This is a genomic window from Saccharopolyspora rectivirgula DSM 43747 (genome assembly GCF_000497205.1).
GTDB lineage: Bacteria > Actinomycetota > Actinomycetes > Mycobacteriales > Pseudonocardiaceae > Saccharopolyspora > Saccharopolyspora rectivirgula.
In genome coordinates this window covers 18234-38572 of the sequence record NZ_AYJW01000002.1, presented here as the reverse complement: position 1 = coordinate 38572, position 20339 = coordinate 18234, and the positions used below count along the sequence as shown (strand labels likewise).

17 protein-coding genes are annotated in these 20339 nt (G+C 70.9%); 12 read left to right on the top strand and 5 right to left on the bottom strand.

Annotation, left to right across the window (positions count from 1 at the left end; genetic code table 11):
• The first annotated feature begins 95 nt into the window (after positions 1-95).
• From SREC43747_RS0100935 to SREC43747_RS0100925, 3 genes are all read left to right on the top strand, one after another.
• Entirely contained in the window at positions 96-938 is an 843-nt protein-coding gene (locus SREC43747_RS0100935) for a PspA/IM30 family protein (RefSeq protein WP_029719276.1), read from the top strand.
• A 10-nt stretch (positions 939-948) separates the two neighbouring features.
• Positions 949-1788 (top strand): phage shock envelope stress response protein PspM, encoded by an 840-nt coding sequence (gene pspM / locus SREC43747_RS0100930; RefSeq protein WP_051387492.1) that lies wholly within the window; start codon positions 949-951, stop codon positions 1786-1788.
• 138 nt (positions 1789-1926) lie between these two features.
• Positions 1927-3195 (top strand): uracil-xanthine permease family protein, encoded by a 1269-nt coding sequence (locus SREC43747_RS0100925; RefSeq protein ID WP_029719274.1) that lies wholly within the window; start codon positions 1927-1929, stop codon positions 3193-3195.
• Between the two features lie 7 nt (positions 3196-3202).
• Here the strand turns inward: SREC43747_RS0100925 and SREC43747_RS0100920 are convergent, their stop codons facing one another.
• The gene (locus tag SREC43747_RS0100920; protein WP_029719273.1) at positions 3203-3982 is read right to left on the bottom strand and encodes a DNA-formamidopyrimidine glycosylase family protein; all 780 of its coding nucleotides are present in this window, start codon (positions 3980-3982) and stop codon (positions 3203-3205) included.
• A gap of 28 nt (positions 3983-4010) precedes the next feature.
• Positions 4011-4841: a ParA family protein gene (locus SREC43747_RS0100915; protein WP_029719272.1), complete on the bottom strand. Its 831-nt coding sequence runs from the start codon at positions 4839-4841 to the stop codon at positions 4011-4013.
• A gap of 103 nt (positions 4842-4944) precedes the next feature.
• Between SREC43747_RS0100915 and SREC43747_RS0100910 the strand changes: the two genes are divergently transcribed.
• Both SREC43747_RS0100910 and SREC43747_RS0100905 read left to right on the top strand, forming a co-directional pair.
• Positions 4945-5679 (top strand): class I SAM-dependent methyltransferase, encoded by a 735-nt coding sequence (locus tag SREC43747_RS0100910; protein ID WP_029719271.1) that lies wholly within the window; start codon positions 4945-4947, stop codon positions 5677-5679.
• Between the two features lie 209 nt (positions 5680-5888).
• Positions 5889-6302 carry an SCO2097 family morphological protein gene (locus SREC43747_RS0100905; protein WP_029719270.1) on the top strand — a complete coding sequence of 138 codons (414 nt, stop codon included), beginning with the start codon at positions 5889-5891 and terminating at the stop codon, positions 6300-6302.
• Positions 6303-6394: 92 nt separating this feature from the next.
• Here SREC43747_RS0100905 and SREC43747_RS0100900 read toward each other — a convergent pair whose 3' ends face one another.
• From SREC43747_RS0100900 to SREC43747_RS0100890, 3 genes are read right to left on the bottom strand one after another with little or no spacing between them, the layout of a single operon-like run.
• Complete coding sequence (locus SREC43747_RS0100900; RefSeq protein ID WP_236622952.1) at positions 6395-8662, bottom strand: transglutaminase TgpA family protein; 2268 nt, start codon at positions 8660-8662, stop codon at positions 6395-6397.
• Positions 8659-9897 (bottom strand): DUF58 domain-containing protein, encoded by a 1239-nt coding sequence (locus SREC43747_RS0100895; RefSeq protein WP_029719268.1) that lies wholly within the window; start codon positions 9895-9897, stop codon positions 8659-8661. The genes SREC43747_RS0100900 and SREC43747_RS0100895 overlap by 4 nt, the downstream gene beginning before the upstream one ends.
• A 13-nt stretch (positions 9898-9910) precedes the next feature.
• The gene (locus SREC43747_RS0100890; protein WP_408005214.1) at positions 9911-10864 is read right to left on the bottom strand and encodes an AAA family ATPase; all 954 of its coding nucleotides are present in this window, start codon (positions 10862-10864) and stop codon (positions 9911-9913) included.
• 577 nt (positions 10865-11441) lie between these two features.
• On the opposite strand from SREC43747_RS0100890, the gene mraZ reads away from it, so the two are divergent.
• The 7 genes from mraZ to mraY all read left to right on the top strand — a co-directional run bounded on the left by mraZ (position 11442) and on the right by mraY (position 20330).
• The gene (mraZ, locus tag SREC43747_RS0100885) at positions 11442-11873 is read left to right on the top strand and encodes a division/cell wall cluster transcriptional repressor MraZ (protein WP_029719266.1); all 432 of its coding nucleotides are present in this window, start codon (positions 11442-11444) and stop codon (positions 11871-11873) included.
• Between the two features lie 198 nt (positions 11874-12071).
• The gene (gene rsmH, locus SREC43747_RS0100880; RefSeq protein ID WP_408005211.1) at positions 12072-13094 is read left to right on the top strand and encodes a 16S rRNA (cytosine(1402)-N(4))-methyltransferase RsmH; all 1023 of its coding nucleotides are present in this window, start codon (positions 12072-12074) and stop codon (positions 13092-13094) included.
• A gap of 70 nt (positions 13095-13164) precedes the next feature.
• Positions 13165-13752: a cell division protein FtsL gene (gene ftsL / locus SREC43747_RS0100875; protein ID WP_051387491.1), complete on the top strand. Its 588-nt coding sequence runs from the start codon at positions 13165-13167 to the stop codon at positions 13750-13752.
• Positions 13752-15599, top strand: a complete 1848-nt coding sequence (locus SREC43747_RS0100870) for a peptidoglycan D,D-transpeptidase FtsI family protein (protein ID WP_029719263.1) — start codon at positions 13752-13754, stop codon at positions 15597-15599. The genes ftsL and SREC43747_RS0100870 overlap by 1 nt, the downstream gene beginning before the upstream one ends.
• Before the next feature lie 587 nt (positions 15600-16186).
• Positions 16187-17791 carry a UDP-N-acetylmuramoyl-L-alanyl-D-glutamate--2,6-diaminopimelate ligase gene (locus SREC43747_RS0100865; protein ID WP_236622951.1) on the top strand — a complete coding sequence of 535 codons (1605 nt, stop codon included), beginning with the start codon at positions 16187-16189 and terminating at the stop codon, positions 17789-17791.
• Positions 17788-19251, top strand: coding sequence for a UDP-N-acetylmuramoyl-tripeptide--D-alanyl-D-alanine ligase (locus SREC43747_RS0100860; protein WP_029719261.1), 1464 nt, complete (start codon positions 17788-17790; stop codon positions 19249-19251). Before SREC43747_RS0100865 ends, SREC43747_RS0100860 begins: the two co-directional genes overlap by 4 nt.
• Positions 19248-20330: a phospho-N-acetylmuramoyl-pentapeptide-transferase gene (gene mraY, locus SREC43747_RS0100855; protein ID WP_029719260.1), complete on the top strand. Its 1083-nt coding sequence runs from the start codon at positions 19248-19250 to the stop codon at positions 20328-20330. The genes SREC43747_RS0100860 and mraY overlap by 4 nt, the downstream gene beginning before the upstream one ends.
• Positions 20331-20339 lie beyond the last annotated feature (9 nt).

Sequence of the window (20339 nt, the reverse complement as noted above, 5' to 3'; positions counted from 1 at the left end):
GAAGCTGGCAAGCTGACCTGACACGATAGAACCGGGCGCGCCCGGCGGCGGTGTGTCCGACGCAGCTGAGCAGTAGGAGAAGGCAGGCGGAGGAGATGGCCAACCCGTTCTCGAAGTTCTGGAAGTACCTGATGGCGTCGTTCTCGTCGAAAGTCGACGAGCACGCCGATCCCAAGGTGCAGATCCAGCAGGCCATCGAAGAAGCGCAGCGCCAGCACCAGGCGCTTTCCCAGCAGGCCGCCTCGGTCATCGGCAACCAGCGGCAACTGGAGATGAAGCTGAACCGGCAGCTCGGCGAGGTGGAGAAGCTGCAGGCCTCCGCCAAGCAGGCGTTGACGATGGCGGACCAGGCCCGGGCCGAAGGGGACGAGGCCAAGGCGCAGCGCTACGAGGAGACCGCGACGCAGCTCGCCAGCCAGCTGGTGGCCGCTGAGCAGAGCGTGGAAGACCTCAAGACCCTGCACGACCAGGCGATCCAGGCGGCTGAGCAGGCCAAGCAGGCCGTGGAGCGCAACGCCCAGATGCTGCAGCAGAAGCTGGCCGAGCGCAGCAAGCTGCTCAGCCAGCTGGAGCAGGCCAAGATGCAGGAGCAGGTGTCCAACTCGCTGCGGCAGATGACCGAGCTCTCCGCGCCGGGAAGCACCCCGTCGCTGGAAGAGGTCCGGGACAAGATCGAGCGCCGGTACAGCACCGCGCTGGGCCAGGCCGAGCTGGCCAAGAACAGCGCCCAGGGGCGGCTGCTGGAGGTGCAGCAGGCGTCCCTCGACGCCGCTGGTGCCAACCGGTTGGCGCAGTTGCGCGCTTCCATGAACGCCGGCAACAACCAGGTGTCCGGCGGCCAGCAACAGCAGCAGATCACCGGTGGCCAGCAGCAGGCGCCGGCCCCCAACCCGGCGCAGCAGCAACAGCAGCAGAACCCGCAAGCCGGGCAGGCCTGAGGGACGTCCCGTGAAACCCCGCGGCCAGGAGATCGTGCAGTGGGGGGAAGCCGCCCTGGAGCAGCTGTGCGGCCCCGTTTTCGAGCAGGTCCGCAACAAGTTCGCCCAGTGGCGGGATCCGCGGGCCCGGTTGTTGCGCCAGCGCCGCCGGGCCAAGCGCGCCACCACTGCGGGAACCGTGAGCACCGGGGTCCTCGGTGCTGGGGCGGTCACCTCCGCCGCGGCTGATTCGTTCTGGGCCTTCCTCCCCGCCGCGCAGGACATCACCACGTTCGGCTTGGGTGGTCTGGCGGTGGCGACCGGTATCGGCGCGGTCGGCGCGGGAGCCAGGTACTTCCGGCTCAAGCGCACTCCGCTGCCGCCGCCGGGGCCACCGCCGGCCGCACTGCCGCCGCAAGGCTCGCAGGCGCGCGAACCCGTGCAGCGCCTGCGGGACGCCGAACGCGCCCTGCACTCCGCGCTGCGGCAGCTGAACAGCGCGGGGGCGGCCGAGCTCGTCGCCGACACCCAGCGCACGGCCGACAGCGCCGCCGCCGAGCTGCGCCAGGTGGCGCAGCGGTTGACCGCGGTCGAAGCGGCGCTCAAGCACGCCCCCGAAGCGGACAAGCCCGCGCTGCAGGAGGACATCCGCCGGTTGCGGGCCGAATTGGACGAAGGCGTGGACGGCTACGGGGGCATCGTCGCCGCGGCCGGTCGCGCGGTGGCGGCCAGCGGGGTGAGCGAGCAGAAGCACCTGCTGCAGGACGCCGCGGACCGGTTGGCCGGGCTGGCCAGCGGGCTGCGCGAACTGCGCTCGACCTCCCAGCTGCCGCCCACCGACCCCACCCGTCCGCCGGAGCAGCACAGGTGAGTTCTCACTGCTCGTAGTTTTGTTTTTGCTTTCACTTCGGCGAGTTAGTTTGATTGTGTGATGCCAAATAGTAATCTCCCTCTTGTCGCTACGTGCCGTTGAAGTGTTAGCGCTTGAGGGCTCGCCGGGGAGGACGATGTGGCGTTGTGGACCGTGCACGGCAACGGTCGACACCTGGAGGACAACGCCGTAGTTTCTTCCCGCGAGCGGGCCAATTGGCCGCTCACGGTCGGCTTCGGCGTCCAGCACCTGCTGGCGATGTTCGGCACCACCACGCTGGTGCCGCTGTTGACCGGCTTCCCGGTGAGCACCACCCTGCTCCTCTCCGGAGCGGGCACGCTGCTGTTCCTGGTGCTGACCCGCAACCGGATCCCCGCCTACCTCGGTGCCTCGGTGGCCTTCGTCGTCCCGCTGAACACCGCCGTCGACCAGGTCGGCGCCAAACCAGGAGCCCTGCTCGGCGGGATCATGGTCGTCGGGCTGGTGGTGGTCGCGGTCGGTGTCGCGGTCAAAGCCCTCGGGGTGCGGCTGCTCGAATCAGCGCTGCCGCCGGTGGTCACCGGGGCGATCGTGCTCATGGTCGGGCTCACCCTCGCCCCGCAATCGGTGTCCTCCTTCGACCAGCAGCCGGTGCCGGCCGGACTGACCCTGCTCACCGTGCTGCTGCTCATCGTCTTCAGCCGAGGCCTGGCCCGCCGCCTGTCGGTGCTCATCGCGGTGCTGGTCGGCTGGGCGGCCGCGGTGGTCTCCGACGACATCAACCCGCAGCGGATCGAAGAACTGCGCGCGGCGCCGTGGTTCGCGGCACCGCAGCTGATGTCCCCGCACATCCACCTCTCGGTCATGCCGTTCGTGCTGCCGCTGGTGATCGTGCTGGTGGCAGAGCACCTCGCCTACCTGAAAGCGGTGGCGGAGATGAGCGGCAGGAACCTGGACCCGCACGCCGGGGACGCGCTGATCAGCGGGGGACTGGCCGCGGCCCTGTCCGGAGGGGTCGGTGGATCGGCGTTGAGCAGCTACCCGGCCAACATCGGGGTCATGGCGGCCACCCGGGTCTACTCCACGGCGGCGTGCCTGGTGGCGGCGCTGGCGTCGATCGTGCTGTCGTTCTGCCCGAAGTTCTGCGCCCTGCTCAACACGATCCCGCTCGGCGTGCTGGGGGGAGCCACCCTGGTGCTGTTCGGCCTGCTGGCCATGGTCGGTGTGCGGATCTGGATGAACGCCGGGGTCGACTTCCACGACCCGGTCAACCTCGCGGTGCTGGGCACCGCGGTGATCGCCGGGGTCGGCGACCTGACCCTGTCGGTGGGCGAGCTGCGGATCACCGGCCTGGTGTGGGGTTCGGTCGGCATCGTGCTGGTCTACCCGCTGCTGCGCAGCCTCGCCGACCTGCGGGACTCCCGCTGAAGCTCCGCTAGCGCTGGCACACCGGGCAGTAGTAGGTCTCCCGCGCGGTCACCCCGCTGCCCTGCTCGCCGTGGCGCACCCTGCTGCCGCAGCGCAGGCAGGTGCGCCGGTCGTAGACCCAGTGCTGCGCGCCGGGCCGCAACTCCCCGGTGGTCGACTGCTGCGGTCGCCAAGCGTTGCGCACCAGCAGTTCCCGGGCGAGCCGGACCACCCGCTGCGGGTCCACTTCGGAAACCGGGGTGTCGGGCCGTCGGCGGAGCAGGAAGCAGATTTCGGTGCGGTACAGGTTCCCCAACCCGGCCATCACCGACTGGTCGAGCAGGGCCAGGCCCAGTTCCCTCCCCGGATCGGCGGTGAGCCGGCGGACGGCTTCGGCTTCCAGCTCCGGCCCCCAGTCCGGGGACAGCAGGTCCGGGCCGAGGTGGCCGATGAGCCGGTGCTCCTGGTCGGTGGGCAACCAGTGCATGTCGTGCAGGTGGAAGCCGACCGCGGTGCGCTCCGGAACGGCCAGCACGGCGCGGACCTGGTGGGCGGGGCGCCGCCACCGGTCGCCGGGGCGGTACAGGTGCCAGGCGCCGTCCATCCGCAGGTGGCTGTGCAGGGTGTGGCCGTCGTCGAACCGCATCAGCAGGTGCTTGCCCGCCGGGCGGACCTCGGTCAAGCGCCGCCCGGCCAGCTCCACCAAGGCCAGCCGGGGATGGCGGAGGTCCCCGTGGGACAGGACGCGCCCCGCGAGCGCCCCGTGCAGGCGGTGACAGGTGAGGAACACGGTGTCCCCTTCCGGCACGGCCGATCACCGCCTCTCGCGGAGCCGCTCAGGCGAGCTGCTCGTCCTCTTCGTCTTCCTCGGGGTAGTAGCGGGTCCGCCCGGCCCGGAGGGTGCGGGCCAGCAGCACGTTGAAGGCCAGCGAGACCTCCCGCGCCCCGGGCGTGCCCCACTGGTGGATCGGCAGGCAAGCCCCCTGGGCCTGCTGCACCGCCAACCGGTCCGGCAGCGCCACCGGCATCACCAGCGGCCCGAATATCTCCCGCAGCTCCTGCAGCCGGAACTGGTGTTCGTGGGAGCGCGGCCGCACCCGGTTGACCACCACGCCCAGCGGCTGCAGCCGCGGGTTGTTCTTCTCCCGCTCGGCCTGCACCGCTTCGAAGGCGCGCTGCACCCCGGACACCGCGAAGATCGTGGGCTCGGTGACCAGCAGCGCCCGGTCGGCGGCCACCAGCGCGGAGCGGGTCAAACCGCCCAGCGAGGGCGGGCAGTCCAACAGCACCAGCTGGTAGGGCAGTTCCCCCGCGTCGACCAGGGTGCCCAGTTCGGACAGCGCCTCGGTCAGCCGGGTCAGCTGACCGCTCTCGTGGTGTCCGTTGTGGACCTCTGCGTCCTCGGAGCCGACCAGCACGTCGACTTCTTCGCCCCACGCGCTGCCGGCTATCGCCGAGCGCAGCACGGCCGGCCGCGGATCGGCGAGGACTTCGTTGAGACCGCTCCCGGTGTCCTCCGGCTCCAAGCATGCGGTCGCATTGCACTGCGGGTCGAGGTCGACCACCAGCGTGCGCACGCCGCGCCGCATGGCCGCCGACGCGAGACCGAGCACCACGGTCGTCTTCCCCACGCCGCCTTTGAGGCTGAGCACTGCCACCGTCTGCACGCTCGTAGCCTACGGAAACCGAGTGCGAAGTGGGATGCTTCGGGCGATTGATGATCCGCACGTCTTTCCAGGGCGCCGCGAACGCGGCATTAGGCTGCTAACCATGAGAGCCGACGCCGTCCACCGGGTGCTGGAAGCGGAACTGGCCGATGCGCGCCGACGGAAAGGTGGTGCACGCCCCCATGTGCTGGACGTGGGGGGCGGTAGCGGAGTGTGGGCAGTGCCCCTGGCGCTGGCGGGCTGCTCGGTGACGGTGGTGGACCCCAGCCCGAACGCGCTGGCCACGCTGCAGCGCCGGGCCACCGACGCGGGGGTGGCCGACCTGATCACCCCGCTGCAGGGGGACACCGATGCGCTGGCCGCGCTCAGCCCCGCGGGGGGAGCGGACCTGGTGCTGGCGCACGGCCTGCTGGAAGTGGTCGACGACGCGGCCGAGGCGCTCGCCACCATCGCCGCCGCCACCGCGCCCGGCGGGGCGGTTTCGGTGCTGGTGTCGAACCGGTACGCGGCGGTGCTCAGCCGGGTGCTGGCCGGTCGCTTCGCCGAGGCGCTGGACGTGCTGCAGGCCACCGACGGCAAGGCCAGCAGCGACAGCGACACCTTGCAGCGCCGCTTCGACGCGGAGGGCCTGCGGGAGCTGCTGAGCGCTGCCGGGCTGGAGGTCAAGCTCCTGCAAGGGCAGGGGGTGTTCAGCGACCTGGTGCCCGGCTCCGCGGCGGAGAAGAACTCGGCCACGGGCGAGGCGCTGGACGAGCTCGAACTGGCGGCCGCCGGCCAGCCCCCGCTGCGCGACATCGCCACCCGGCTGCACGCCATCGCGCACACCCCTGCCGAGTGAGCGCTGACCCCTGGGAAGGGGTAAGTCCCGAGCCACTGCCCCAACGGGATGATGTCGGCTACCTTGCCCCTTTTCTCTTCCAGGGACCGGGTAGTCGTCGCGTCACGGGAACCGTATCCTCGATAGTGACGCCCCCAAGCGTTCGCCGGTGCCGGACTAGCTTCCGGGTGCTCCGGCGCCACCGATAGACCTGTGCCGGAGGAGAAGCCATGCCACTCTCCGAGCACGAGCAGCGATTGCTCGACCAGATCGAGCGCGCGCTCTACGCCGAGGACCCCAAATTCGCGTCCACCGTGCGGGGAGGAGGATTCCACCGTCCTTCTCGTCGTCGGCGGCTGCAGGGCATCGCCGTTTTCGTGCTGGGTTTGATTCTGTTGGTGCTCGGTGTGGTGATACCGGTCAAGCCAGCCGACATCCCGGTGGTCAGCGTTCTCGGGTTCCTCGTCATGTTCGGCGGAGCTGTCATGCTGCTCTCCGCTTTCCGAGGCGGCGGAGAAAGCGCTGATGAAGCACCGGAAGGCGTAGGCGGCAGCCGGGCGAGCCGCAAGCACAAGAACCCGGGCGGCCGGAGTTCGTTCGCACAGCGAATGGAAGAGCGCTTCCGCAGGCGCTTCGAGCAGTAGCCGCCGGGCACGGGCGCACCGGACTGATCACCACCGGGGGTGGGGCACGAGCCCTGCCCCCGGTTTTGCACGTGCTCCTGCCGAGGCTCGGCTCACCGCGCCCCGGTGGTCTTCTCCACCCGCCGCGGTGCCACGGCCGCCAGCAGCGACGGTGGGAACAACCGGGCCCGCCAGGGCAGTGGATCGGTCCGGCGCAGGAACCCGACGACCGTATTGAGCGCCTCCAGCACTCCTCCGGCGGAGTTGTTCGCCGGGGAAGGCGCGTACCACTCCCGCTCCACCGCCCGCACCAGCTCGTCCAGCGCCGCAGCGGCCTGCTCGTCCAACTGGTGCCGGTCGACCAGGTCGCGGGCCAGCGCCCGCGCGGTGGCGGAGGCAGCCGGTTCGGTGCCCCGGTCCCGGAACTCGTCCAGCACTTCCCGCCAGGCGATGCTCGCCGCGCGGGGCGAGCCGGCGTTGATGGCCTGCAGCCGCTGGCGCCGCCGCAGCTCGCGCAGCAGGGCCGGCAGCCCGAGCAGGGCCGCCAGCAGCACCACGCCCGCGGTCGCGGTCAGCCACCCGCCGCCGTCCTCCTCGACCACCGGGCGCCGGGCGTCCTGCTGCTCCTGGTCAGCAGGCTGCTCCGGTTGCGCCTCCGGGCTGCGGGGATCGGTCTCGGACTGGGACGGCGCGCTGCTCTCCTCCGGCGGCGCCGGGTTCAGCTCCTGCTCCAGGAACTGCGGAACCGAGCCGCGGCCGTCCTGCAGCGGGGTCGGGTCGAAGATCTGCCAACCCCACCCCGGGAAGTACGCCTCCACCCAGGCGTGCGCGTCGTCGGTGGTGATCACCCGCTCCTCGCCGTCCTGGTAGCCCGGGGTGAAGCCGACGGCCACCCGGGACGGGATGCCCACCGCGCGCAGCAGCACCGCCATCGCCGAGGCGTACTGCTCGCAGAACCCGCGCTTGCCCTGGAACAGGAAGTGGGTCAGCGCATCGGTGCCGGCCTCCGGTGCGGTCTGCACGTCGTAGACGAAACCGTTCTCCGGCTCGGTGAAGAACCGGTTGATGGCGACGGCCTTGTCGAAGTCGGTGGGGGCTTGGCTGGTCAACCGCTGGGCCAGCTCGGTGATCTGCGGCGGAACCCCGGTGGTGTCCAGGTAGGCGGGGGCGATCGCCAGCGGCCCGTGCGCGGTGCGCAGGTCGGTGGCCGTCGGCGTGGGCAGGGTGAACTGCTCCACGTACGGGCGGCTCTCCTGGGTGGTCTGGGTGAACACGATGCCGGCCGCCGGGTCGTAGCGCCAGTTCGGACCCATCCCGGACACCGAGGACGGCACCCCGAAGATCGGCAGCCACGGGTCGCGGTACCCGGTGGGTTCGATCTCCACCCGGTAGTGCCGGCCGTTGTTGATGGTGGTGCCTTCCGGCAGCGGGAGCTCCAGGCTCGCGTCCACCCCCTGGGTGAGCCCGTCCAGTTCCCACCCGCGTTCGGGGTTGAACTTGCGCAGCGTGATCGCCCGCAGGTAGGTGGGCTCCGACAGGCCGCGCACCCGGAACAGCTCGACCTGCTGCTCCCGGTTGAGCTGCCCGCGCAACGAGGTGAACGGTTTCAAGCCGATTCCGCTGCCGGCCCGGAACCTGGCCGGGCTCTCCCCGGGCAGCCGCCCTTCGGTGCCCACCCCGGTGAACACCACTCCCGCCAGCAGGGCCAGCACGGTGGCCGTTCCGGCCACCACGGCGGCGGTGCGGCCGAACAGGGTTTCGGTCCGCTGCAGCTGGTGCTCCTGCTGCTCCTTGCGGTGCTGCCCGCGGCAGGCCAGCAGCAGGGTGAAGGTGAGGCCGCCGGCCGCGAAGGACCACCACGGCAGCATGTCCCCGGACAGCGAGGCCGGAACCGCCAGCACGCACAGCAGCACCAGACCGGCCACCGCCGGGCTGCCGAAGACGACGACGATCAGGTCGACCAGCACCGCCACCAGACCGAGACCGAGGGTGGCCAGGCACTGCAGCGGCGGGTCGGCGGGCGCGGGCGGAACTCCGGTGCGGACCAGTTCGACGGCTTGGTCCAGCAGGGACAGCAGTTCGTCGATCGACGCCGGGCCCGGCACGGCGCCCAGCCACCCGTGCTCGGTGAACGCGGTGTTCAGGACCACCAGCAGGGCGCCGAGCTGGGCCAGGACGCCCAACGCCGGCTTGACCCGCAACTTCCGGGACCACGCACCGATGCCGGCGACCACGCCCACGGCGACCACCGTCGGCAGCAGCCACCGCCAGTCGGAGAACACCCCGGCCAGCGAAGTGGCGGCGCCGAGCACGGAAAGAGCCCCAGCCCAGGTCGCCACCGAGGTGGGGCTCAGCCGCAGGCGCGGTGTCCAGGCGGTCACGACACGGCCTCCGATCCGACGGTGCTGCTCTGGCACAACTGCTGCCAAACCCGGGGGACGGGGGTGCTCGCCGAGGCCACCTCGACCGCCCACCCGGCTGCCCGCAGCTGTCCGGCCGCCTCGGACACCACGGCGGAGCTGCCCCCGCCCGACCAGCTCCGCGCGTCGAGGAGGATGGCGGAGCTGCGGGCGTGCCGGGGACGCAGCCGGAGCAGTTCGCGCACCCCGGCCGGGCTGATCTCGCCGAGGACGGCGATCAGCTGCTGGCCGTTGCCGGGGTCGCGGGGGAAGACCAGGTCCCGGCGGGGGGAGCTGCGCAGCGCCGCCAACGCCTCCAGCGTCGCCGCTCCCGGCGCCTGCCCCGGCCTGCCGGCGTTCGAGATCTGCTGGCCGTCCTCGGTGATCAGTTCGACCTGCTTGCCGTGCTGCTGCAGGTGCAGGTAGATGCTGGCGGCCGCGGACACCGCCCACTCCAAGCTGGAGTGGGGACCGCTGCCTCGGTGGGCGGCCGACCGGCGGTCCAGCAGCACGGTGGTCCCGCCGTGCCAGGGGTGCTCCTCGGCGCGCACCATCAGCTCGTCGCGCCGGGCAGTGGCCTTCCAGTGCACCCGCCGGATGTCGTCGCCCTGCCGGTACTGGCGGACCATCACGTCGTCCTCGCCGTGGCCGGCCTGCCGCTGGGCGGTGCCGGAGGAAGCGGAGTCGGCGGTGCCGAAGCCGGCGGGGAAGTCGGTGAGGGTGAACACCTCGGGCACCGCGACGAGGCGGCTGGGTTCGGCCAGTTCGCGGTTGAACTCCGAAAGCCCGAACGGGTCGCCGATCCGGGCCTGCAGCGGGCCGATGTGGTGGATCCCGCGCAGCACCGGCTTCACGGTGTAGGCCAGGGTGGTGCCCGAGTGGGCCAGGTCGTGCACCCGGAACTGGCGGGAACCGCCCAGCGTCCACGGCACCTTGTCCTCCAGGGCGAGGCCGCTGAGCGGCAGCCGGCTAGCGCCCGTCAACTCCAGGCGCACGGTGGTCGGGGAGCCGACGGGGGTTCGCGACGGGTCCACGGACCTGCTGCCGCGCACCGCGAACCGGGTGCGGCTGGTCAGCAGCAGGGCCAGCAGCGGCAGCGAGATGATGAACGCGGCCAAGCGCAGCAGGTCCCGCTCGTCCAGCAGCAGTGCGCACGCTCCGGCTGCCACGCCAGCTGCCAGCAGGCAGCGCCCGCGAATGGTCAGCCCGGAGAACATCGCACTCCTACCTCTAGCCCTTGTCGCCGCGCGGCACAGCGATCCGGTTCAACAGCTGGCGCACCAGGTCCGAGGCGGTGCGCCGAGCAGCCCGGGCTTCGCTGGTCAGCACCAGCCGGTGGGCCAGCACCGGGACGGCCACCGCCTGCACGTCATCGGGTATGACGAAGTCCCGGCCGGCGAGGGCTGCTTGGGCCCGGGCGGTGCGCACCAGCTGGAGCGTCGAGCGGGGCGAGGCGCCCAACCGCAGCTCCGGGAGCTCCCGGGTGGCACTGACCAGCTCTATCACGTACCGGCGGATCTCCGTGGAGAGGTGGATGTGCCGGACCGCCTTCAGCAGCGCCCGCACTTCCTCGGCGTCGGTGACGGGGCGCAACTCGGCCAGCGGGTCCTGGGCGGCGTGCTCGTCGACCATGGCCAGCTCGGCCTGGGGGTCCGGGTAGCCGATGGACACCCGGGCGGTGAACCGGTCGCGCTGCGCCTCTGGAAGAGCGTAGGTGCCTTCCATCTCGATCGGGTTCTGGGTGGCGATCACCATGAACGGCGCTGCCAGCTCGTAGGTCCGGCCGTCCACGGTGACCTGGTTCTCCTCCATGCACTCCAGCAGCGCGGACTGGGTCTTCGGGGAGGCCCGGTTGATCTCGTCGCCGACGACGATGTTGGCGAACACCGGTCCGGGGCGGAATTCGAAGTTCTCGGTCTGCCGGTTGTAGATGGACACCCCGGTGAGATCGCTGGGCAGCAGGTCCGGGGTGAACTGGACGCGGCTGACCGTGCAGTCGATGGAGCGCGCCAAGGCCTTGGCCAGCGAGGTCTTGCCGACCCCGGGCACGTCTTCGACCAGCAGGTGGCCTTCGGCGAGCAGGGTGACGAGGGCGATGCGCACCACGTCCGGTTTGCCGACCAGCACCTGGCCGACGTTGTCGGCGATCCGCTGGACGGTGCTGTACACCTCGTCGAGCTCTATCGGTTCCTCGGTGGCCGAGCTGGTGGTAGACGTGCCGGACAGTTGAGCTTTGGGCGTCACGCCACCTCCTGCGACTTGCGGGACCGCGTCCGCGCAGCGGACGAGCCGCGATGAACCGATCCCGCCCTCTACACCAGAGCGCCCATGCAGTGTGCCAAACCGGCGTGCGCTGTGGGGCACCCTTGCCCGACCTCCGGGGGGTGTCCGGGTGGCTGTGCTGGTCGACCACCGCCGATGCGGTGGGGGGCGGGACCGCGGGCCGGCGAAAGCATAACCGCGCGCTCCGGATGTTGATCAACTGTTGCCCCCAGGCGTGGTCCCCCACTTCGCCCCACGCGTGCTCACCAGTGCAAACGGTGGGTGTACGGCCGAGGGAACCGGCTCGTGTCGTGTTGACGTTGGTGCGGAGTGGGGTAGGGTGGGGCGCCGTGGGGCAAATGGTTGTCCCACTGCTTCCGCGGTCGCTGCGTCGTCGGCCTCGGAGGCACCGGCTTGGGGCAGCGGCCGGCCCGGTGGTGACCGCGTCCGCGGGGTGGCCCGGGACATCGGTGGTGTTCGGTCAGGGGAGGTGCGCCGGGTGTTCCTCGGTACCCACCATCCCAAGCTGGACGACAAGGGGCGACTGACACTCCCGGCGAAGTACCGGGAAGCACTGGCAGGGGGGCTGATGGTCACCAAGGGACAGGACCACTGCCTCTACGTCTTCCCGCGCGAGGAGTTCGAGCAGATCGCCCGCAAGGTCGCCCAGGCGCCGTTCGCCAACAAGGCGGTGCGGGCCTGGCAGCGCTACTTGTTCGCCGGCACCGACGAGCAGCAGCCCGACGGCCAGGGGCGGATCTCGATCACCTCGGAGCTGCGCCAGTACGCCGGGTTGTCCAAGGAGTGCGTGGTCATCGGCGCGATCAACCGGTTGGAGATCTGGGACGCCCAGCGCTGGCAGGACTACCTCGACGAGCACGAGGAGGAGTACTCCGCAGCGCAGGAGGAGGTGCTGCCGGGGGTGTTCTGACGCCCCGTTGTCCGGACGCGGATTTCGTGAGGCCTCGGTCCGCTCGGCCACTGCTCGCCTGGTGCATCTTCCCCGGCGCCAGGAGGCAGCGAGCGGGCGGGGACCTGACGGGATCCGCGGCGGCGGGTGTTCGGGCACCGCACGCCGGTGGGGCGCGCTGGCCGTGATGTCATGTGTGGCCGGAGGGGGGAGGCCGCGATGATCGACAGCAATCGCCGTCGACCCCATGACGACCGGCAAGCTCAGGAGGAGGAAATGCACGCCGGCACCGCCGCGGAGCGGCACATCCCGGTTCTGCTGGAGCGCACCGCTGAACTGCTGGAGCCGGCGTTGGCCGGGAAACCAGCGGTGCTGGTGGACGCCACCCTGGGCATGGGCGGGCACACCGAGGCGCTGCTGCGCCGCTTGCCCGAGCTCACCGTGATCGGCCTGGACCGGGACACCGAGGCGCTGCGCCTGGCCGGGGAACGGCTGGAGCCCTTCTCCGACCGGCTCCACCTGGTGCACGCCGTCTACGACGAGTGGAGCGACGTGCTCTCCCGCCTGGGCGTGTCCGAAGTCGACGGTGCCCTGTTCGACCTGGGGGTCTCCTCGCTGCAGCTGGACGAAGCCGACCGGGGGTTCGCCTACGCCCAGGACGCGCCGCTGGACATGCGGATGGACCCGACCGCGGAGCGCACCGCCGCGGACGTGCTGAACACCTACTCGGCCGAGGACCTCACCAGGATCCTGCGGACCTACGGCGAGGAGCGGTTCGCCGGCAAGATCGCCGCGGCGATCGTGCGGGAACGGCGCAAGGAGCCGTTCACCTCCAGCGCGCGCCTGGTCCAGCTGCTCTACGACACCATTCCGGCGGCGAGCCGGCGCAGCGGCGGCCACCCGGCCAAGCGCACCTTCCAGGCGCTGCGCATCGAGGTCAACTCCGAACTGGACGTCTTGCGCCGAGCACTGCCGGCGGCGCTGGATTCGCTGGCGGTGGGCGGCCGCATCGTCGTGATGTCCTACCACTCCTTGGAGGACCGCATCGTCAAACGGGCGCTCGTCGAGCGCACCAGATCGCGGACCCCGGTGGACCTTCCGGTGGAACTGCCCGGGCACGGGCCCGACTTCCGCATGCTCACCCGCGGGGCGGAACTCGCCGACGAGGACGAGGTGGCGGCCAACCCGCGGGCCGCTTCGGTGCGGTTGCGCGCTGCGGAGCGGATCGGGGAGGTCCGATGAGCCGCGGACAGCAGCAGGGCGGTGCCGGGTTCCAGGCAGCAACTGATCCCCGCACATTCCGGGAGACGGCATGACAGCACCGACACGCGGGAAGAAGCCCGCGCCGCGCACCGGTGAGCGGCGGCGAACGCGTTCCGCGGCCGGGGAACGCGCGTACGCGCGCCGGGAGGAGCGGCGGGAGCGGTCGTTGCGGGAGCTCTCCCGTCGGCCCAGCAAGCGCCAGGCGGGCGGTGGTCGGAAGCCGACCGTGGCGGCCACCCGCAAGGCCAGGCAGCTGCAGGAGAAGGTCACCCACTCCCGGGTGTCCATGGTCGTCGTGGTGATGTCGGTGCTGGGCGTGGGACTGGCCGCCATCCTCTGGCTGTCCATCGCCGCGGTCAGCGGCAGCTACCAGCTGCAGCAGGCCGAGGCCCGGGTCAACGAGCTGAGCGAGCGCAAGGAAGAGCTGATCCGCGAGGTCAGCCAGCTCAACTCGCCCGCGGTGCTGCAGCGGCGGGCGGAGGAGCTCGGCATGCGACCGGGCCCGCCGGCCATCCACCTGGTGGTGCAACCGGACGGCACGGTGCTGCCGGTCGGGGAGTCGGCCGACTCCGGCCCGGTGGTGCCGGCGCCACCCGCGCCGCAGCCCTCGCACCCGGAGCCGGCGGAGGCGCCCTGATGGGCAAGCGCACGACGCGGCTGGTCCGGGGGCGGCGCACCGCGCGCACCGATGTCGCCGGCAGTGCGCGGCGGCTGCGGGTCGCCCGGATCATCATGGTGGTGCTGCTGCTGGCGACCGGCGGCAAGCTGATCCAGATCCAGGGCTTCCAAGCCAGCGCTCTCTCCGAGCGTTCGGAGAAGCAGCGGGTCACCAAGGAGCCGATCCCCGCCGAGCGCGGGTCCATCATGGACCGCAACGGCAACCTGCTGGCGTTCAGCGGGGAAGCCCGCCAGCTGTACGCCAATCCGCGCATGCTCACCGAGGACTTGGCGGAAGCCCACGCCAACGATCCCAGTCGGCCCAGCCCGCAGGAGTACAAGGCCGAGATGGCCCGCTACATCGACCAGGTGCTGGGCGACCAGATCACCGAGCAGGAAGTCCTGGAGGCGCTGAACTCCGACGTGCCGTTCACCTACTTCGGACCGAAGGTGGATCCCGGCAAGGCGCGGCAGATCATCGAGAAGTACCCGCAGATCGGCGCCGAGTACCGGGCCACTCGCGAGTACCCGGCCGGTGAGGTCGCGGCGAACATCATCGGTGCGGCGAACTGGCGCATGGACGAGCAGAAGGTCCGCGGCCAGATGGGGTTGGAGTACTCCTTGGACTCGCTGCTGGCCGGCAAGGACGGGGTCAAGGTCTCCGACACCGCCATGGGCAGTTCGAACCTGGTGATCCCGGGGACGGAGGAGCTCGAGCCGGCCACCCCCGGGTCCAGTGTGGAGCTGACCATCGACTCCGACCTGCAGTACGTGCTGCAGACCAAGCTCGCCGACTACGCCCAGCGGGCGGGTGCCCGCAGCGCCAGCGGGGTCGTGCTGGACGCCAAGACCGGCGAGATCTACGCGCTGGCCAACGACAAGACGTTCGACCCCAACGGCCCCTGGAACGAGCACACCGGCAACCCGGCGGTGACCACGCCGTACGAGCCCGGCTCGGTCAACAAGGTCATCACCGCCGCCGGGGCGATCGAGGACGGCATCGTCCAGCCCGACACGGTGCTGCAGGTGCCGGGGTCGATCAAGGTCGCCGACCGGGTGATCGGGGACGCGTGGGAGCACGGCACGGTGCCGATGACCTTCACCGGAGTGCTGGCCAAATCGTCCAACGTCGGCACCTTGATGGTGGCCGAGAAGCTCGGCGAGCAGCGGTTCTACGAGCTGGCGCGCAAGTTCGGGCTCGGGGAGAAGACCGGTTCCGGGCTTCCCGGGGAGAGCGGTGGCTACCTGCCGGCGCCGGAGGACTGGTCCGGGACCACCTTCGCGAACTTGCCGATCGGCCAGGGGCTCTCGATGACCGTGTTGCAGATGGCCGGCATGTACCAGGCCATCGCCAACGACGGGGTGCGGATCCCGCCCCGGGTGATCGCCGCCGAGATCAAACCGGACGGCACCCGGGTGGAGCGGCCGCGACCGGAGGGGATCCGGGTGGTCAGCCCGGAAACCGCCCGCACGGTGCGGCACATGCTGCAGGCGGTGGTGCAGGACGAGCCGGGGCAGCAGGGGACCGCGCCGCAGGCCGGCGTGGAGGGGTACCAGATCGCCGGCAAGACCGGCACGGCCCAGCAGATCGATCCGGAGTGCCGCTGCTACAGCCACTCTGACTACTGGATCACCTTCGCCGGGATCGTCCCGGACGACAACCCCCGGTTCGTGGTGGGGTTGATGCTGGACGCCCCCTCCGCGGGCACACCGGAGGCGAGGTCCGCGGGGCCGCTGTTCCACGACCTGGCGGTGTACCTGACCCAGCGGTACGAGATCCCGCTCTCCCGGCAGGAGTCGCCGGTGCAGACGCTGCAGCTGCCCTGACGCTCGCGGCCGGGTGTGGCTGTTCTCACTTTCGCCGCGCCCACCCGGGCAGGTGATTGTGCGGAGCCGGTGCCCGGGTGTGGGTCGGCCGCGCCGCGGGGCCGCTCCGGTGCGCGGTCCGGGCGGTGGTCGGTATTGCTCGGCGGGAATGACCGGAAAGCGGGGCGGAAACGGTGTTGATGCGCCGGGCCACCGGGAAAACCGGGAAAGTTTGCGTGGTGAACCGGTGGTTCGGCGAAATCTTTTTCGCATGAATTCGCGCGGTGCTGGCGCCGTTACCGGAGGCTCGGTGTGCAGGGCTTTTCCGGTGTTCGCGAGCGCTGGGCAGCGGGTGTGCGCCGAAGGCGAGGCCCGCTCGGGCGGTTTTGCGCAATGGTCGGTTGCGGTTTCCGGGAATCGGTGGGGAAATTCCACCGCTGGCTTCCCGGCATCTGGTTAACGAACATTTACCTGTTTTGCCGGTCCAACCCGCCGCCGCGCCGACGCGGCCCGGGGATCGCACCAACGGTCGATGAAGACGGTGACTTCCGGCGCGGCGGACCGACCATGGGAATGCGGCGAGCGGTGCTCCGGGTAGCCTGCGCCACGTGCCTTCAGCTGTCGCGACAGTCCCGCCCCGCCCGGCTCGAGTGGAGCCGGTGCGGGTCGACGTGCTCGCCGGACACATCGGCGCGCAAGTGTTCCGAAGCCCAGGTCAGGGCGAGGCCACCCCGGTGACCGGGGCGACCCTGCGGGCCCAGCACGTGCGCCCCGGCGACCTGTTCGCCGCTCTGCCGGGAACCCGGTTCCACGGCGCGGACTTCGCTTCGGAAGCGATCGCCGCCGGGGCCGTTGCGGTCCTCACCGACCAGGCCGGTGTCGAGCGGACCAAGCTCACCGAGCACCCGGCCGTTCGCTCCGGGAAGGTCTCGCTGCTGCTGCACCCCGATCCGCGCGGAGTGCTCGGGGCCGCTTCCGCCCTCGTCTACGGCAACCCGTCGCAGCGGTTGAACGTGCTCGGGGTCACCGGCACGTCCGGCAAGACCACCACCACCTACCTGCTGGAGTCGGCGCTGCGCGCCGCCGGGTTCACCACCGGCCTGGTCGGCACGGTGGAGACCCGCATCGCCGGAGAACGGTTGGACAGCGCCTTCACCACCCCGGAAGCGCCGGACCTGCAGGCGCTGCTGGCGGTCATGGTGGAGAACGGGGTGACCTACGTGCCCATGGAGGTGTCCAGCCACGCGCTGGCCCTGCACCGGGTGGCCGGCACCCAGTTCGCCGTCGGCGCCTTCACCAACCTGTCCCAGGACCACCTGGACTTCCACCGGGACATGGAGGACTACTTCCAGGCCAAGGCGATGCTCTTCGACGGCCGCTCCAAGCGGGAAGTCGTCTGCGTGGACACCGAGTGGGGCGCGCGGCTGGCCGGGCCCTCCACCGTCACCGTCGCCACCTCCACCGATGCCGCCTGGACGGTTTCCGACGTGCAGGCGCTGCCGACCGGGGAGCAGACCTTCACCGCGCACGGCCCGGACGGCGCGAAGCTGGACGTCCGGCTGCGCCTGCCCGGACCGTTCAACGTGGCCAACGCCCTGGTGGCGATCGGCGTGCTGCACTCCGCGGGAGTGCCGGCGTGGGCCATCGAGCGAGGCTTGGCCGAAGTCGACGTGCCCGGCCGGATGGAGCGGGTCGCGATGGGGCAGGACTTCACCGCGGTGGTGGACTACTCGCACAAGCCCGGGGCGGTGGCCGCGGTCCTGGATGCGGCCCGCGCGCAGGTCGATGGCAGAGTGATCGTTGTCCTTGGTTGCGGTGGCGACCGGGACGTGGCGAAACGTCCGCTGATGGGCGAAGCCGCGGCTCGTCGCAGCGAACTGCTGATCGTCACCGACGACAACCCGCGCAGCGAGGACCCGGCGAAGATCCGGGCGGCGATGCTGGCGGGGGCCCAGGCGGTACCCGAGGAGGAACGCGGCGAGATCATCGAGATCGGTGACCGGCGCGCGGCCATCGCCGAGGCAGTGCGGCAGGCCCGGGCCGGTGACATCGTGGTCGTCGCAGGAAAGGGCCACGAGACAGGACAGGAGGTCGCGGGCGTGGTGCACCCCTTCTCCGACCGGGAAGAGCTGGCCGCCGCGCTCCGCGAACGGTTCGGAGATCCACAGGAGAACGATGTTCGTCGGGGGCAGGGCGACGAGGAGGCAAGGTGATCCGGCTCAGCCTCGCTGACATCGCGAACGCGGTGGGCGGCAGGCTTCATCGTGCACAAGGCTCGGAGGTTGTGACCGCGGGAGTGGAGTTCGACTCCCGCAAGATCCAGCCCGGCGGACTTTTCGTGGCCGTGCCGGGTGAACGGGTCGATGGGCACGACTTCGCCGCACCGGCGGTGCGCGCCGGCGCGGTGGGTGTACTTGCTGCTAAGGAAGTGGACGCACCGGCGGTGGTCGTTCCGCCCGTGCCGGTGGCCGAGCGGTCGAGCGTGATGGCGTTGGCCGGCGACACCGACGGCTCGGGAGCCGCGGTGCTGGCAGCGCTGGCGAAGCTGGCCCGCCACGTGGTGGACCGGTTGCCGCAGCTGACCGTGGTGGGGGTCACCGGCTCGTCCGGCAAGACCTCCACAAAGGACTTGATCAAGCAGTTGCTGGAACCGGTGGGGCCGACCGTCGCGCCACCGGGCTCGTTCAACAACGAACTCGGCCACCCGTGGACCGTGCTGCGCGCGGACACCGGAACCCGGCACCTGGTGCTGGAGCTGTCCGCCCGCGGGACCGGGCACATCGCCAACCTGTGCCAGGCGGCCCCGCCGCGCATCGGCGCGGTGCTCAACGTCGGCCACGCGCACCTGGGCGAGTTCGGCTCCCAGGAGGCCGTGGCCGAGGCCAAGGGCGAACTGGTCGAGGCGCTGCCGGAAGACGGGGTGGCGATCCTCAACGCCGACGACCCGCTGGTCGCCGCCATGGCGGAGCGCACCAGGGCTCGCGTGGTGTTCGTCGGGGAGAACCCGAAGGCCCACGTGCGGGCGGAGAACATCGAGGTCGACGAGCAGGCCCGGCCGCGGTTCACCCTGGTCACCGAGCAGGGCGAGGCCCCGGTCGCGCTTCCGCTGCACGGCGAGCACCAGGTCGGCAACGCGCTGGTCGCCGCGGCGGTGGCGCTGCAGCTGGGAGTCCCGCTGGAGCAGGTCGCCGAGCGGTTGAACGCCGTGCAGCGGCTTTCCGCCCGTCGCATGGAGGTCGCCCGGACCCCCGACGGGATCACGGTCGTCAACGACGCCTACAACGCCAACCCGGAGTCGGTGCGGGCCGCCCTGAAGACGCTGGCGGCCATGACCCGCGGCCGCCCCGGTCGGGCGTGGGCGGTGCTCGGTCCGATGGCCGAACTGGGGCAGGCAGAAGCGGAGGCGTACGACGAGATCGGTCGCCTCGCGGTGCGGTTGAACATCGAGCGGTTGGTGGTCGTCGGCGAACAAGCCCGGGTGATGCACCAGGCCGCTTCGTTAGAAGGATCGTGGGGAGAGGAGTCGACCCTGGTGCCAGACGTCGATGCAGCTGTCGCGTTGCTGCGCGCCGAGCTGCGTCCCGGTGACGTGGTGCTGGCCAAGGCATCGAACTCGGCAGGGCTGTGGCGAGTCGCCGAGGCGCTGCTGGGCGAAGGCGGTGGTGCGGCGTGAAGCCGATCCTCGTCGCCGCCGCGGTGTCGCTGGTGGTGTCGATCCTCTTCACCCCCTACCTGATCCGCGTCTTCTCCCGGCACGGCTTCGGCCAGGAGATCCGGGAAGAGGTGCAGGGGCAGCACGGCTCGAAGCGCGGTACCCCCACCATGGGCGGAATGGCGATCTTGATCGCCATGTGGGCCGGTTACCTGGTCACGCACCTGACGGTGACCGAGGAGCCGCCCAGCGTGTCCGCACTGCTGGTGCTCGGGTTGACCACCGCGCTGGGGCTGGTCGGTTTCATCGACGACTTCATCAAGATCCGCAAGCAGCGCAACCTGGGTCTGAACAAGACCGCGAAGCTGATCGGCCAGCTGATCGCTTCCGTGCTGTTCGCCGTCCTGGCCATCCAGTTCGCCGACGAGAACGGGATCACCCCCGCGTCGCAGCACCTGTCGTTCATCCGCGACATCACGGTGATCTCCTTCGGCGCGATCGGGTTCGTGATCTTCGCCTACGTGGCGATCAGCGGCTGGTCGAACGCGGTGAACTTCACCGACGGGATGGACGGCCTGGCCGGTGGCACCGCGGCCATGGTGCTGGCGGTCTACGTGCTGATCTCGTTCTGGCAGCTGCGCAACACGTGCGCCTCGCCGGTGGGGCCGGCTCCCGGCTGCTACACCGTCCGCGACCCGCTGGACATCGCGATCGTGGCGGCCGCGGCGATGGCCGCGTGCGTCGGCTTCCTGTGGTGGAACGCCGCGCCGGCGAAGATCTTCATGGGTGACACCGGTTCGCTGGCCCTGGGCGGTCTGATCGCCGGGCTGTCGATGGTGACCCGCACCGAGCTGCTGATGATCGTCATCGGTGGTCTGTTCGTGGTGGAAGCGCTGTCGGTGGTGCTGCAGATCGTGGTGTTCCGAACCACCCGCCGCCGGCTGTTCCGCATGGCACCGTTCCACCACCACTTCGAGCTCGCCGGCTGGGCCGAGACCACGGTGATCATCCGCTTCTGGATCCTGTCGGCGATGTGCTGCATGTTCGGGGTCGGCTTGTTCTACGCGGACTGGTTGACCGAAGTCGAAGGCCTCTTCTGAGGCCCAGCT

Excerpts from the sequence above, each read along its gene's own strand:
- SREC43747_RS0100895 (WP_029719268.1), bottom strand. The coding sequence starts at position 9,897 with ATGTTCTCCGGGCTGACCATTCGCGGGCGCTGCCTGCTGGCAGCTGGC.
- ftsL (WP_051387491.1), top strand. The coding sequence starts at position 13,165 with ATGACAGCACCGACACGCGGGAAGAAGCCCGCGCCGCGCACCGGTGAG.
- rsmH (WP_408005211.1), top strand. The coding sequence starts at position 12,072 with ATGATCGACAGCAATCGCCGTCGACCCCATGACGACCGGCAAGCTCAG.
- SREC43747_RS0100935 (WP_029719276.1), top strand. The coding sequence starts at position 96 with ATGGCCAACCCGTTCTCGAAGTTCTGGAAGTACCTGATGGCGTCGTTC.
- SREC43747_RS0100905 (WP_029719270.1), top strand. The coding sequence starts at position 5,889 with ATGCCACTCTCCGAGCACGAGCAGCGATTGCTCGACCAGATCGAGCGC.
- SREC43747_RS0100870 (WP_029719263.1), top strand. The coding sequence starts at position 13,752 with ATGGGCAAGCGCACGACGCGGCTGGTCCGGGGGCGGCGCACCGCGCGC.
- SREC43747_RS0100910 (WP_029719271.1), top strand. The coding sequence starts at position 4,945 with ATGAGAGCCGACGCCGTCCACCGGGTGCTGGAAGCGGAACTGGCCGAT.